The sequence below is a fragment of the Archangium sp. genome (assembly GCF_036277355.1).
Classification (GTDB): domain Bacteria; phylum Myxococcota; class Myxococcia; order Myxococcales; family Myxococcaceae; genus Archangium.
Window position 1 is genome coordinate 1 of record NZ_DASUNC010000156.1, and the last position, 12,824, is coordinate 12,824.

At 70.9% G+C, this 12,824-nt stretch carries 13 protein-coding genes and 1 rRNA gene; 7 read left to right on the forward strand and 7 right to left on the reverse strand.

The window, feature by feature from the left end; translation table 11 throughout:
* Positions 1–78 (forward strand): 5S ribosomal RNA (gene rrf, locus VFZ09_RS38720); the annotation flags it as partial.
* A 201-nt stretch (positions 79–279) separates the two neighbouring features.
* Positions 280–726 carry a hypothetical protein gene (locus tag VFZ09_RS38725; RefSeq protein WP_329732807.1) on the forward strand — a complete coding sequence of 149 codons (447 nt, stop codon included), beginning with the start codon at positions 280–282 and terminating at the stop codon, positions 724–726.
* Between the two features lie 27 nt (positions 727–753).
* On the opposite strand, the gene VFZ09_RS38730 is transcribed toward VFZ09_RS38725, so the two are convergent.
* Positions 754–957, reverse strand: a complete 204-nt coding sequence (locus VFZ09_RS38730; RefSeq protein WP_329732808.1) for a SlyX family protein — start codon at positions 955–957, stop codon at positions 754–756.
* 69 nt (positions 958–1,026) lie between these two features.
* On the opposite strand from VFZ09_RS38730, the gene VFZ09_RS38735 reads away from it, so the two are divergent.
* The gene (locus VFZ09_RS38735) at positions 1,027–1,323 is read left to right on the forward strand and encodes a hypothetical protein (protein WP_329732809.1); all 297 of its coding nucleotides are present in this window, start codon (positions 1,027–1,029) and stop codon (positions 1,321–1,323) included.
* 138 nt (positions 1,324–1,461) lie between these two features.
* Here VFZ09_RS38735 and VFZ09_RS38740 read toward each other — a convergent pair whose 3' ends face one another.
* Positions 1,462–2,373: a tetratricopeptide repeat protein gene (locus VFZ09_RS38740; RefSeq protein ID WP_329732810.1), complete on the reverse strand. Its 912-nt coding sequence runs from the start codon at positions 2,371–2,373 to the stop codon at positions 1,462–1,464.
* Between the two features lie 229 nt (positions 2,374–2,602).
* The gene (locus VFZ09_RS38745) at positions 2,603–2,950 is read right to left on the reverse strand and encodes a putative signal transducing protein (protein WP_329732811.1); all 348 of its coding nucleotides are present in this window, start codon (positions 2,948–2,950) and stop codon (positions 2,603–2,605) included.
* Positions 2,951–3,187: 237 nt separating this feature from the next.
* Between VFZ09_RS38745 and VFZ09_RS38750 the strand changes: the two genes are divergently transcribed.
* Positions 3,188–5,149 (forward strand): ATP-binding protein, encoded by a 1,962-nt coding sequence (locus VFZ09_RS38750; RefSeq protein ID WP_329732812.1) that lies wholly within the window; start codon positions 3,188–3,190, stop codon positions 5,147–5,149.
* A 33-nt stretch (positions 5,150–5,182) separates the two neighbouring features.
* On the opposite strand, the gene VFZ09_RS38755 is transcribed toward VFZ09_RS38750, so the two are convergent.
* Positions 5,183–5,608: a hypothetical protein gene (locus VFZ09_RS38755; protein ID WP_329732813.1), complete on the reverse strand. Its 426-nt coding sequence runs from the start codon at positions 5,606–5,608 to the stop codon at positions 5,183–5,185.
* A 338-nt stretch (positions 5,609–5,946) separates the two neighbouring features.
* Here VFZ09_RS38755 and VFZ09_RS38760 point away from each other — a divergent pair, with 338 nt between their 5' ends.
* Complete coding sequence (locus VFZ09_RS38760) at positions 5,947–7,668, forward strand: glycerol-3-phosphate dehydrogenase/oxidase (RefSeq protein WP_329732814.1); 1,722 nt, start codon at positions 5,947–5,949, stop codon at positions 7,666–7,668.
* 184 nt (positions 7,669–7,852) lie between these two features.
* A complete protein-coding gene (locus tag VFZ09_RS38765; protein WP_329732815.1) occupies positions 7,853–9,691 on the forward strand; it encodes a S8 family serine peptidase in 1,839 nt (612 codons plus the stop codon).
* 76 nt (positions 9,692–9,767) lie between these two features.
* Here VFZ09_RS38765 and VFZ09_RS38770 read toward each other — a convergent pair whose 3' ends face one another.
* The 3 genes from VFZ09_RS38770 to VFZ09_RS38780 all read right to left on the reverse strand — a co-directional run bounded on the left by VFZ09_RS38770 (position 9,768) and on the right by VFZ09_RS38780 (position 11,652).
* A complete protein-coding gene (locus VFZ09_RS38770; RefSeq protein ID WP_329732816.1) occupies positions 9,768–10,406 on the reverse strand; it encodes a DsbA family protein in 639 nt (212 codons plus the stop codon).
* A 134-nt stretch (positions 10,407–10,540) separates the two neighbouring features.
* Positions 10,541–11,035 (reverse strand): anti-sigma factor, encoded by a 495-nt coding sequence (locus tag VFZ09_RS38775; protein WP_329732817.1) that lies wholly within the window; start codon positions 11,033–11,035, stop codon positions 10,541–10,543.
* On the reverse strand, positions 11,032–11,652 hold the full coding sequence (locus VFZ09_RS38780; protein ID WP_329732818.1) for an RNA polymerase sigma factor: 621 nt from the start codon (positions 11,650–11,652) through the stop codon (positions 11,032–11,034). The genes VFZ09_RS38775 and VFZ09_RS38780 overlap by 4 nt, the downstream gene beginning before the upstream one ends.
* A 189-nt stretch (positions 11,653–11,841) precedes the next feature.
* On the opposite strand from VFZ09_RS38780, the gene VFZ09_RS38785 reads away from it, so the two are divergent.
* On the forward strand, positions 11,842–12,801 hold the full coding sequence (locus VFZ09_RS38785) for a hypothetical protein (protein ID WP_329732819.1): 960 nt from the start codon (positions 11,842–11,844) through the stop codon (positions 12,799–12,801).
* Positions 12,802–12,824: the final 23 nt, after the last annotated feature.

The following is a 12,824-nucleotide window of genomic DNA, read 5'->3' on the forward strand; positions in this document are numbered from 1 at the left end:
CCGAACACGGAAGTTAAGCCCTCCAGAGCCGATGGTACTCCGCGGGAAACCGCGCGGGAGAGTAGGTCGCTGCCGGATTTTTTTTGAAGGCCCCGAGTCCTCACATCACGTGAAGACTCGGGGCCTTCGCCTTTGCGGGCTGCTGCATTTCTCCGCTCCGCGTGTGTCTTTCCGCGGCGCAGTGCCTTGCGCGACACCCTTTCCATCTTCGTGCTGGCGATGCTTCTCCAGGCTTGCTTGATTGGTGTTCCACCCTTCAAGTCCAGGAGCTCGTCGCCCATGAAGCAGCTGCTGCGTCCCGTCCTCGGTGGTCTCCTCGCCCTCGCCGTCCTGCTGGCCCCGGAGCGCGCCGAGGCGGCTGACTTCCGGCTCACCCTCGGCGGCGACTACCAGATCGACACCGGCGCCTTCTTCCACCTCACCGGCACCGTCGACTTCATCTTCGTCGGCCCCCTCTCCATTGGCACCCGCTTCGGCGCCCTCCTCACCACCTCACCCAATAGTCTCGGCGTCCCCCTCGACCTCAGCCTCCGCTTCAACCCCAGGCGCACCCCCCTCTACGTGGAGGTCCTCGGCGGCCCGTGGATCTTCTTCGAGGGCGATGTCTTCCGTGCCCATGGCGCCTTCGGCTTCGGCTACCAGGGCCGCTCCGTCAGCTTCGGCCTCGAGGTCGGCTACCTCCAGCCCAGGCCCCATGTCGGTCTGCGCCTCGGCTGGCGCTTCTAGTCCCCGCCGGACCTGGTCCGGGCGCGATCAGTAGTGCGGCGGTTTCTCGTGCTGCCTCGCGTCCACCAGGCCCGGCTCGCCCTGCAGCTTCTTCTTCAGCTGCTCGACTTCCGCCCTCAGCAGGTCCAGCTCCCGCTGCTGGGCGTACAGCACTTCGCTCAGCTCCTGCAGCAGCTCCTGCTGCTGCATGTAGCGCAGCTCCAACTCCACGATCCGCGACTCGTCTTCCATCCCCCTGGGATAACCCGGCCTCCCGCTCGTTGTCCCGTGTCGCGGTTCCGTTGCCCTCTGGCTCTCTCCATGGATGCCTCCCGCCACCTCCTCCGCGCCCGTGAGCTCCTCGCGCGCGGCCGGCCCGAGCTCGCTGAGTCCGCCTTGAGCGATGCCATCGATGCCTCCGTCCAGGCCGAGGACCTCGTCATGCTCACCCGCGCTCGCATGGCCCTGGGTGAATTGCTCTCCTCCGAGGGCCGCCACGACGAGGCCATCCCCTTCCTCCAGGCCGTCGTCCGCACGGAGATCGCGGATGGATCCGTCGATCTCGAGGTCAAGGCCGCCGCCCGGTTGCTCCGGCAGATCCGCGGCATTCCCGAGTGAGTTGACCCTCACCCCAACCCTCTCCCAGAGGGAGAGGGGGCATACACGGGCTCAACCTGGGATGCTCGATACCCTCACCCCGTCCCTCTCCCGGAGGGCGAGGGGATATTGGGATTCTTGGGGCTCGGGATTGCCTGGTTACGGCGTGCGGCAGGCGCTTCTCACCGCGTCCATCCGCTCCGGAAAACGTCTCTCCAGGTCCATCCTCGTCGCCCTCATGTCGTCCAATCGCCCTGTCTGTCTTTGAATCTCACACAGCGCCGACAGCGGTCTCATGTCCGACATGTCCAGCCGATCCGCCTCCCTCAACGCCTCCTCCGCTCCCTCCACGTCTCCCACCCGGTACGCCGCCATCCCCAACTGGTAGTGCCCCATCACCAGCCCCGGCTCCTCCTCCACCGCCCTCGCGAACAGCTCCCTCGCTTCCTCCATCCTCCCCTGCGCTACCCTCACCAGCCCCTCCTCCACCCAGGCCCTCGCCCTCCCCAGGGTCTCCTCCAGCTTCTTCAAGACCTGGATCGCTTCCTCTCCCCGGTTCGTCGCACTCAGGAGCCTCGCGTACCTGAGCCCCACTCCCGCCTCCCCCGGCGCCTTCCCGTACGCCTCCTCCACCGCCTTCAGCGCCCCCGCCAAGTCCCCGTCCCTCTCCGCGAAGTCCGCTCGCAGTAGCGCCGCCCTCGCATCCGCCGGCGCCAACTCCGCCGCCCTCGCCAGCGACTCCTCCTCGCACCGGTTCATCCGCTGCCCGTGGCATACCCGCGCCAGCAAGAGCTGCGTCTCCACCTCCCCCGGCTCCAGCCTCTCCGCTTCCTTCGCCAACTCGTAGGCGTCCAGCGGCGCTCCCTCCAGCAACAGTTCCGCCGCCCCCCTCAGGTGCGCCCCCGTCGTCTTCGGGTTCTCCTTCAGCTTCTTCAGCACCTGCGCCCGTTGCACCGCGTCCGGTATCGCCTTCGCGATCGCCAACTCCTGCTCCGGCATGTTCCTCGGCAGGAACAGCGGGATCAGGTGCACCCCGAAGGCCACCAGGCAGGCGATCAGCACACTCTTCATGCCCCGCTCGAGCCACCAGTGGCGCGGCCTCCCCGGCTCCCCCGGCACTTCCGGGAGCTGCTCGGGGCCTCGGTCCTTCCGGCTCTCTTCGGCGGGCGGCGGTACGTTCAACACGGCCCTTCGACTCTAAGGGACTCGCCTCCCCCTCCGCAGCGCCCCTCGCCCGCTCCCCTGGTCACTGCCCGACACCTGGTGCCAGCAGCAATCAGTCAGGCTCATCCCCCTCGCCTCAGGACACCGCCCGCAGCCGCGGCCTCGGCGTCTCCGGCAACTCCTCCCCACAGCTCCAGCACAGCTCGAAGTTCCCCGGGTTCTCCTCCCGGCACTTCGGACACTCCACCTCCCTCACCGCCTTCTCCCCATCCCCCTCCACCTCCTCCAATAGCTCCCTCGCCCTCTCCACCTCCTCCTCCGGCACCCACAACTCCACCCATGTCTCCGTGCTCGGGATCTCCCCCGCCAACGGTGTCAGGCTCTCCCCTCGCACCTCCACCGACAACCCCGAGCCCGTCAGCAAGCCCGCCCTCAGCCGCGCCTCCCCCGCCGTCCGGTGCACCGAAAACCTCACTCGCTTCATCCCCCCTCTCTACCCACCCGCCCTCGCCCCCCGCAACCCGCCTCCTCCCGTCCTCCCAGCCCCCTCCCTGGCCCCCTCCTCGGCCAGCCGCTTACACTGTCCCGGTTCAGGGGGGGTTTTGTGCCCGGTTTAGAACTCACTCGGGAAGGGGAGGGGACTTCTCCGGTTCCCTCCCGGCGTTCCTCCATCTATCCGTTGCCGCATTCCGTCCCCCCGTCGCTTCCCCCCGGAGACGCCGTGGCCTTCCTTCCCAGCAGCTCCTCCCAGCCCCAGGGCTCGCCCCCCTGGGCCCGCTTCGGACTGGCCCTGCTGCTCTCCGGCCTCGCCTTCTCCCTCCAGTGGCTCCTCGCCCCCTGGCTCGCTCCCTCTCCCTCCTTCTTCTTCCTCTCCTCCATCCTCCTCTCCGCCTGGCTCGGCGGTCCGGGTCCCGGTGCCCTCGCCACCGTCCTGGCCCTCGTGCTCACCTCCGTCTTCTTCCGCACCCCGGGCCCCCCCTCCCACCTCCTCCTCTCCAGCGCCCTCTTCACCGGCGTCTCCGCCTTGATGATCCTGGTGGCCTCCCGCGTCCGCCGCCTCCTCCACGAGGCCCATGACGCTCGCGCCTCCGCTCAGGTTCACGGCCAGACCCTCTCCACCACCCTGCGCAACATCGGCGACGCCGTCCTCACCACCGGCCCCGATGGGCTCGTCCGCTTCATCAACCCCGTCGCCTCCTACTTCACCGGCTGGCGCGAGTCCGATGCCATCGGCCAGCCCCTCTCCCTCGTCCTCCGCCTCGTCGACCCCTCCTCCCGACAGCCCCTCGACTCCTCCCGCTTCGCCTCCGCCGAGCCCCGCCCCGTCCAGCTCGGCCACCCGGCCCTCCTCCTCTCCAAGAACGGCGCCGAGCTCCCCATCGAGTACTCCTCCGCTCCCGTCTCCCACCCCCACGGCCCCTCCCTCGGCACCGTCATCGTCTTCCGCGACATCTCCGCCCGCTTCCGCGAGGACCACGAGCGCGCCCAACTCCTCGCCCGCGAGCACGACGCCCACCTCGAGGCCGAGTCCCAACGCGAACGTCTCGAGACCCTCTTCATGCAGGCCCCCGTCGCCATCTGCCTCACCCGCGGCGAGGACCACGTCGTCGAGCTCGTCAACCCGCTCGGTCAAACCCTCGTCGGCGAGCTCCTCACCCCCGGCCGCTCCGTCCGCGAGTCCTTCTCCGGGTTGGATCCCAACCTCCTCCACCTGCTCGACGAGGTGTACCGCAAGGGCACCCCCTTCACCGGCCATGAGGTCCCCCTCCGCGCCGACTTCTCCGGCTCCGGCCACCCCGAGGTGAAGTACTTCGACCTCACCTGGCAGCCCTGGCGCGGTCATGCCGGCGAAATCCTCGGCACCATGGGCCTGTGCGCCGAGGTCACCGAACAGGTGCTCGCCCGCCGCGAGGTGGAAGCCCTCGCCTCCGACCTGCAGAAGGCCCTCCAGATTCGCGATGACTTCCTCTCCGTTGCCTCCCATGAGCTCAAGACGCCCCTGACCTCGCTCCAGCTCCAGTTGCAGCTGCTCTGGCGCTCGCTCCCCGAGACCGGCCCCGATGGCCAGCCCCATCCCGCTCGCAAGCGCATCAAGGCCACCCGCCGCCCCGCCGAACGGCTCCACCAGCTCGTCAACAACCTGCTCGATGTCTCCCGCATCCGCGCCGGCCGCCTCGCCCTCGAGCACGAGACCGTCGACTTCGCCGCGCTGCTTCAGGATGTCGTGACTCGCGCCGAGGCCGATGCCGCCGGCGCCGGGTGCCGTCTGCTCCTGCACGCCGAGGCCCCCGTCATCGGCCGCTGGGACCGCCTCCGCCTCGAGCAGGTCGTCACCAACCTGCTCTCCAATGCCATCAAGTACGGCGCCAACCACCCCGTCGAGATGACCGTCGTCCAGGATGGCGACCTCGCCCGCCTCACCGTGCGCGATCACGGCATCGGCATCGCCCCCGAGAACCAGGCCCGCATCTTCCAGCGCTTCGAACGCGCCGTCTCCGAACGCCACTACGGTGGGTTCGGCCTCGGGCTGTGGATCGTCAAGCAGATCGTCGAGTCGCTCGGCGGTGACATCCGCGTCGAGAGTCAGCCCGGTCAGGGCGCCACCTTCTCCGTGGCCCTCCCCCTCGAGCCGCCTCCCAGCGGCCGCTCCGACTCCGCCTCCGTCTCCCACGCCGCCAACTGAGACTCTCGCGTCTCCCTCGGGCGTGGGCCGGGCCTACTCCTCCTGGCGCAGCTCGTGCGGCAAGACCGCGTGCGCGTGCCTCGGCGCCCTCAGGTGCAGCTCCTCCGTCAGCAGCTCGTCCAGCTCCTCCAGCAGCTCGTCGTACGGGGAGCCGTCACCCCGTGCCCGCTGGCCCGCGTGCGCCTCCAGGCGGACCCTCGGCGCCTCCTCGTCCTCGAACGCCAGGCTCACCGCCATCCCCCTCGGCCCCCCCGCCACCGGCTCCACCACCGCCGGCGCGGGTTGCCGCTCCGCCTCCTCCACCAGCGGGCCCAGGCGCTCGAGCTCGTCCGCCGTCAGCTCCCGCTCCACCACCGTCTCGCCCTGCTCCAGCACCCTCAGGTGCCTCAGCCCCTCCAGCCGCACCGCCTGCGCCCCCGTGTTCGTCCTCCCGCTGCGCTCGTACGTCACCGTCTTCACGCTCCACCTCCCCCAGCTCCGGACCCGCAGGCTCCGCTTTCCTGCTCTCCGCCTTGTGGAGGTAGTCACTCCTCCTTCTCCTCGCAGCTCGCTCGCTCCCTTTCCCACAGTGTCTCCTCTTGGGGGCAGAGGGGGGAACCCGGGGTCCGTGGCACCCTCACCCCGTCCCTCTCCCGAGGGGAGAGGGGAAATGGGCGAGGGGATATTGGGGACGTTGGGGCTCCAAATGTTCGTCTTCCCTCACCCCAACCCTCTCCCAGAGGGAGAGGGCGTTGACTCTGACGCACCGCGTTCGCTTCCTGCTGCTTCGCCCGTACCCTCGCCATTACACTCCCGCCGTGCGTCCTCAATCCGCCGCCCTCTCCTCACCCCTCTCCCCCAGCGACTCGCTCGCCGTCGCTGCCCCCTCTCTCCCCCAGCCCCCTCGCCCCCGCTCCGAGCGCCTGCTCGCTCTCTCCTCCTCCGAGTTCGACCTCCTCGTCATCGGCGGCGGCGTCACCGGCTCCGGCATCGCCCGCGATGCCTCCCTCCGCGGCCTCCGCGTCGCCCTCGTCGAACGCGAGGACTTCGCCTCCGGTACCTCCAGCCGCTCCTCCCGCCTCATCCACGGCGGCGTCCGCTACCTCGAGCACGGCCACCTCGGCCTCGTCTTCGAGTCCTCCATCGAGCGCTACCGCCTCCTCCGCCTCGCTCCCCACCTCGTCCGGCCCCTCCCCTTCGTCTGGCCCGTCTACGAGGGCGCTCGCATCCCCCGCTGGAAGCTCGCCGCCGGCCTCAAGCTCTATGACGCCCTCGCCCTCTTCCGGAATGTGAAGGGCTCCCGCAGTCTCAACGCCTCCCAGGTCTCCCAGACCGTCCCCGGTCTGCGCACCGACGGTCTCCGCGGCGGCTCCCGCTACTACGACGCCGCCACCGACGACGCCCGCCTCACCTTCATCAACGCCCTCGCCGCCTCCGAGTCCGGCGCCATCGTCCTCAACCACGTCTCCGTCCGCTCCCTCGTCATCCAGGACGGCCGCGCCCGTGGTGCCCACGTCGTCGACTCCCTCACCGGCCAGCCCCTCACCGTCCGCGCCCGCGTCATCGTCAACGCCACCGGGCCCTGGTCCGACGAAATCCGCAAGCTCGATGCCGCCAACGGCGGCGGCCCCACCGTCCGCGGCTCCAAGGGCGTCCACATCGCCGTCCCCCGCGAGCGCCTCCCCACCGACTGCGCCCTCACCCTCCTGTCCCCCGTCGACGGGCGCGTCATGTTCATCATCCCCGCGGGCACCCACACCATCATCGGCACCACCGAGACAGCCACCCGCGCCCACCCCTCCGAGGTCCGCGCCAGCGTCTCCGACGTCGACTACCTCCTCACCTCCGCCAACGGCTTCTTCCCCAACGCCCACCTCGTCCGCGACGACGTCGTCAGCGCCTGGGCCGGCATCCGCCCCCTCGTCGCCAGCGGCTACTCCGGCTCCGGCGACGCCGGCAGCGCCAGCCGCGAGCACGCCATCCACACCAGCCCCACCGGCGTCCTCGCCATCTCCGGCGGCAAGCTCACCACCTACCGCGTCATGGCCCGCGACATGGTCGACGCCGTCGAGCACGCCCTCGGCCTCCCCCACCGCAAGGCCCCCACCCACTCCCTCCCGCTCCCCGGCGGCGACATCCCCTCCTTCGACGCCGAGCTCGCCTCCGCCCGCTCCTCCGTCGGCCGCGAGGACACCGCCCTCCACCTCGTGCGCGCCTACGGCGGCCGCTGGCGCCAGGTGTGGGCCCTCACCCGCGAGCAGCCCCTCCTCGCCGAGCCCCTCGCTCCCGGCCTTCCCTACATCCGCGCCGAGGCCGTCCACGGCGTCTCCCACGAGCTCGTCCACACCCTGTCCGACCTGCTCGTGCGCCGCCTCAAGGTCGCCTTCGAGACGAGAGATCTCGGCCGCGCCGCCGCCCGGCTCGCCGCCTCCGACATGGCCCCCCTGCTCGGGTGGAGCCCCCAGGACGTCGAGCGCCAGCTCGCCGACTACTCCCGCGACGTGGAGCGGCTCTTCGGCATCGACCCCGCCGACGCCTGACGTCCACCAGCCCTCATCCGCCGGGGGTTCCCCCGCTCGTCCTCCCTACCGTCCGGCAGCCAGACGGCCTACCGTGGTTCAATACGGAATGGGCCCGTCCTCCAGGCGTTCTGCGGGCCCTTGTCCTCCGCCCGGTACCGCCAGGCGGTGCCATTCCCCCGGACGGGGGTAAGGAGACGTACATATGAGGCGATTGGTGCTGTTGGGCCTTCTGGGGCTGGGTGTGAATGGCTGTGCCGTCGAACCCACCGACGGCCCCGAGCAGCAGGAGAAGCCGCTCTGCCCCGAGCTGGTCATCTCGGACCTGAGCCGCTCCCCCGGCCAGCAGCTCCCGGTGAGCACGGCCTCCTCCGCGCTGCGCCCGGCGTCCACCGCCGCCCAGCCCGTGCTGGTGCGCTTCCGCTCCAAGGCCGGCATGCGCTCGGCCACCGCGCTGCGCCAGCGCGAGGACAAGCTCCGCCAGGCCGGCGGCCGCCTCAAGTACCACTGGCCCTCGCTCGACGCCGCCGCCCTCTCCCTCACCCCCGAGGCCCAGGCCCGGCTCGCCCAGGACCCCGACGTCCTCTCCATCACCCCGGACCGGCCCGTGCACGCGCTCGGCCTGCCGCCCTCCGTGCCCGCCGCCCTGGCCGCCGTACCCGAGACTCCCGCTGCCCCCTCCGAGTCCACCTGGGCCGTCCGCATGACCGGGGCCAACGAGGTGTGGGACGCCGATGGTGACGGTGTGTTCGACTCCGGCGCCGTCACCGGCTCCGGCATCACCGTGTGCGTCATCGACAGCGGCATCGACCGCAACCACCCCGAGCTCAAGGTGACGTACGCCGGGGGCAAGGACTTCATCGACGACGACGACAACCCCGAGGACAAGGACGCCTCGGGCGCGTGGGGCGGCGGCCATGGCACCCACGTGGCCGGCACCATCGTCGCCCAGCTCGGCTCCGGCGGGCAGGTGGACCCCAACGACGCCACCCTCAGCAGCAACGGCATGGTGGGCATGGCCCCCGGCGCCAGGCTCCTCGTGGCCCGCGTGCTCGATGAGCGCGGCGATGGCCGCACCTCCGACGTCATCGCCGCCCTCGAGTGGTGCGGGGAGATGAAGGCCAACATCGTCTCGCTCTCGCTGGGCTCGTCCACCCCGGACGAGACCGAGGAGAAGATCTTCCAGGAGCTGTGGGACGCGAACATCCTCGCCGTGGCCGCCAGCGGCAACTCCGGAGACCTCTCCCCGTACACGCCCATGTACCCGGCCGCCTACAGCACCGTCATCGCCGTGGGCGCGGTGAAGCCGGACATGAAGCACGCCAGCTACTCGCAGGGCGGCGAGCACCTGAGCCTCGTGGCCCCCGGCACCGGGGTGTACTCCACCTACCCGCGGGGCAACTCGCCCTTCGCGAACCTGGTGGCCGACGGCACCTTCTACAAGTCCCGCTCGCTCGACTACGTCCCCTTCGAGGAGTACGAGGGCACGCTCGTGGACTGCGGCCTGGGCGCGAGCATGCGCTCGTGCCTCGGCGCCAGCGTCGCCTGCTCGGGCTTCGTCGCCTACGTGGACCGCGGCGACATCCGCTTCAACGAGAAGGTGAAGAACGTGCGCTCGCAGGGCGCGCGCGCCGTCATCATCGGCAACAACGACCCCGCCGATGACGACGAGCTGGGCTTCACCCTGGGCAACTCCGCCGAGTGGCCGCCCGTGACGGCCGTGACCACCACCACCGCGCAGCTGCTCCGCGGCCAGTTCGGCAAGACGGTGCGCGTGGGCATCCGCGGCGGGGACTACGCCTACAGCACCGGTACCTCCATGGCCACGCCCCACGTCGCCGGCGTGGCCGCGCTGGTGTGGAGCGCCAACCCCAACCTCAAGAACTCCGACGTGCGCCGCATCCTCGAGAGCACCGCCAAGGACCTCGTGGATGCCGAGGGCTCGCCGGACTCCGCCGTGGGCAAGGACCCCGTCTTCGGCTACGGCCTCGTGCAGGCCCTGCCCGCCGTGGAGCAGGCCCTCCGCGAGGCGCAGAACCCGTAGTTCCGGGACGCTCGTGTCCCCTGGCGCTCCCGTGTCCCGCGGGAGCGCCCACGCCCGGCCCGGAGCCTCGCGGCCCTCAGCCCTCGAGCTCCGCGTCGATGGCCTCGATGAACTGCTCCACCGGGCGCGCGCCCACCAGCGCCGTGTCGTTGACGAAGAAGGTGGGCGTCCCCGACACGCCGCGCTGGCGCGCCTCCGTCATCTCCGCGTCCAGGTAGTTGTCGTAGGCGCCGCTGTCCAGCGCGCGCTGGAAGGCCTCCACGTCCAGCTTCAGCTTCCTGGCCAGCTTCTCCAGCGACTTCCGGTCCAGCTCCGTCTGCTGCTGGAAGAGCGCGTCGTGGAACTCCCAGAAGCGGCCCTGCTCCGCCGCCGCCATGCTCGCCGCCGCCGCCAGCCGCGCGTTCTCGTGGAAGGGCAGCGGCATCTGCCGGAAGACGATGCGAATCCTGTCCCCGTACTTCTCGCGCAGCTGCTTCAGCGTGTTGCCGCCCTTCGCGCAGAAGGGGCACTGGAAGTCCGACCACACCTCCACCGTCACCTTCGCGTCCGCCGGGCCCTGGCTCGGAGCCTCCCGCCGGGGCGTGGCCGCTCGCGGCGCCGCTTCCTTGGCCACATGGCCCTTGGGGCAGTTGCCATCACAGGCCTCGGCCGACGACACCGGGACAAAACCAGACACGAACGCGCCAACGAGCGCGGCGGTGAGCATGCGCTTCATGAGTGACCTCTTGTATGGGTTGGATTGGCCAGGCCCCCCTGGGGCCGGCGGCGGCTTCGTCCCGCTCGCCCCTGGCCCTCATGAGTGACGCGTGCGGCGCGCGAGTTTCAGCGCGCCATTTTCCACTTCATTTCTCAGGGCAGCGGCCGCGCGGGCGACGCCAGCAGGCACGCCCCGAACGTCGCCTCCACCCGCGCCACCGCCTCCACGCTCGGGTCCATGCACGCCGGCACCCGCGCGATGGACACCATTCCCTCGCTCCACCCGTCCTCCGAGGAGAACCCGCCGTGCGACGTGGAATGCGAGCGCGGCGCCATGCTCAGCGCCATGAAGGCCACCGCCGCCGCCGCTCCCATCATCGCCACCCAGCCCCGGTGCTCCCGGTGGGGCGGACGCGCCACGGACGCCGGACGCAGCTTCGCCTCCAGCGCCTCGAAGCGCAGCGCCGGACGCGCCGGCATCCGCCGGGCCCGCTGCGCCATCCACCCGCGCTCCGTGCGCAGCCACGCCAACGCCCTCGTGCACGTGGCACACGTGGCCGCATGCGCGCTCACCCGCTCGGCCTCCTCCGCGGAGAGCTCTCCTGCGAGCAGCGCGTCCAACTCCGACTCGCGGCAGGGGGTGCTCATGACCGTCCTCCGTTCCCCATGTGCCCGGCGAGCCGCTCGCGCAGCTGCAGCCGTGCACGGTGAATCTCGTTCTTCACCTTCGGCAGCGACCAGCCCATCACCTGGGCGATGTCCTCGTACGCCAGCCCATGATCTATCCGCAGCAGCAGCGCCGAGCGCCGCTCCTCGCGCAGCTCCCCGAGCGCCTCCGCCAACAGCCCCTCCATCTCCCGGTCCAGCAACAGGTCCTCCGGCGTGGGCGAGGGCAGGGCGGCCTCCAGCAGCGGCTCGTTCTCCTCGGAGCCGATGTCCAGGTGCGTGCCCCGCGTCCGGCGCGACTCGAGGTAGATGTGGCGCGCAATCCCCAGCAGCCACGAGGCCAGGCGCGCATCGTCCCGCAGCGCCCCGAGCTTCCCGTGCGCCCGAACGAAGGTCTCCTGGGTGGCCTCGTCCGCGGCGGCATCGTCCCGGAACAGGTCTCTCAGGAAGCGCCACACGGCGGGCGAGTGCTGCTCGAAGAGCGTGCGGAAGGCGACCGGGTCCCCCCGGCGCGCACGCGTGAGCAGCCGGCGCTCGGCGTCGTCGGCCGAGGACGCGCCGCCCACCAGGGGCAATCGGACCGCGAAAAGGTGGCTCACGCGCCGTGGTGACATGAAGCCGCCGGGAGTTTCACCGCTCGTTCTCTTTCATGCCGGCCCGGTGCGTCAATCCGGACACGCCCGCTCCGAGAGCCGCCAGGGAGGCGGGGTGCCGCCTCGGGCCGGGTGTGTCCCTCCGAGAACAATTCCCACCTTTCGCCACGGGGAGGGGTCAACGAGGAGAACGGCATGCGGAGAGCCATCTGGATGGCGCTGGCCTTCATGGGGACTGCCCCTCTGGTGGCCCTGGCGCAGCAGCAGAACACGGGAAACACCCCGGCGGCGAGCCCCTCGGGCGCGGCCAGTATCGATCGGGGACAGGATACGACAGCCATCCAGGCTCCCGGGTCGCCCGGGCAGCAGTCGGCCGGGAGCATCGGGACGGGCCAGGGCCAGCCGGCGACCGGAGGCGGCGCGGGGACACAGGGCACCACCGGGCAGACCGGTGGGGCAGGGGGCTTCGGTGGGGCAGGGGGCTCGGGGATGGGCACCGTGGGCAGTGGCACGGGCGGCGGTGGAACGGGCTCGGTGAGCGGTGGCGGTACCGGAACGGGCAGCACCGGGGTGAGCGGCGGCGGGGCGGCGACCGGGCGTGGCGGTGGCGAGCAATCCGCGATGCAGCGCGAGTTGACCACCCTGCGCCAGCGCGTCTCCCGCCTGGAGGCCGAGGTGGATGCCCTGCGCGGAACGGGTGGTGGAGGAACGGGCGGTGGGGTCACCAGCGGCCCTACGCCGGGAGTCGATACCGGCACCCCGGGCCCGGACCCGGAGGACATGAAGATCGAGGGTCCCGTCACCGTGGCCACAGCGGTGTTCGATGGCCGCGTGGTCGACGTCACGAGCAAGCACATCGACATCGTCGATACCTCGGATGGCACCTTCTACCGCCTCGCCGTCGATGACCAGACGCGGGCCTTCGTGGGGCCGGACCTCAAGCGCATCCCCGTGGACCAGATCTCCGAGGGAACGACAGTGCGCACCTCGTTCGCGCTCATCTCCGGTGGCGAGTACGCGCGGAACATCGTCACGCAGCCCCAGCGGGCACAGCAGCAGCAGGGGCCGCAGGGGCAGCCACAGCGTCAGCAGCGGCAGGGACAGCCACAGCGCCAGCAGCCGCAGCCGCAGCAACAGCAGCAGCAGCAGCGCTAATCCCTTTCAGGGACAATATCCCC

Bases quoted from the DNA above. Each gene is read 5' to 3' on its own strand.
- VFZ09_RS38725 (WP_329732807.1), top strand. From the start codon at position 280: ATGAAGCAGCTGCTGCGTCCCGTCCTCGGTGGTCTCCTCGCCCTCGCC.
- VFZ09_RS38730 (WP_329732808.1), bottom strand. From the start codon at position 957: ATGGAAGACGAGTCGCGGATCGTGGAGTTGGAGCTGCGCTACATGCAG.
- VFZ09_RS38735 (WP_329732809.1), top strand. From the start codon at position 1,027: ATGGATGCCTCCCGCCACCTCCTCCGCGCCCGTGAGCTCCTCGCGCGC.
- VFZ09_RS38740 (WP_329732810.1), bottom strand. From the start codon at position 2,373: ATGAAGAGTGTGCTGATCGCCTGCCTGGTGGCCTTCGGGGTGCACCTG.
- VFZ09_RS38745 (WP_329732811.1), bottom strand. From the start codon at position 2,950: ATGAAGCGAGTGAGGTTTTCGGTGCACCGGACGGCGGGGGAGGCGCGG.
- VFZ09_RS38765 (WP_329732815.1), top strand. From the start codon at position 7,853: ATGAGGCGATTGGTGCTGTTGGGCCTTCTGGGGCTGGGTGTGAATGGC.
- VFZ09_RS38770 (WP_329732816.1), bottom strand. From the start codon at position 10,406: ATGAAGCGCATGCTCACCGCCGCGCTCGTTGGCGCGTTCGTGTCTGGT.
- VFZ09_RS38775 (WP_329732817.1), bottom strand. From the start codon at position 11,035: ATGAGCACCCCCTGCCGCGAGTCGGAGTTGGACGCGCTGCTCGCAGGA.
- VFZ09_RS38785 (WP_329732819.1), top strand. From the start codon at position 11,842: ATGCGGAGAGCCATCTGGATGGCGCTGGCCTTCATGGGGACTGCCCCT.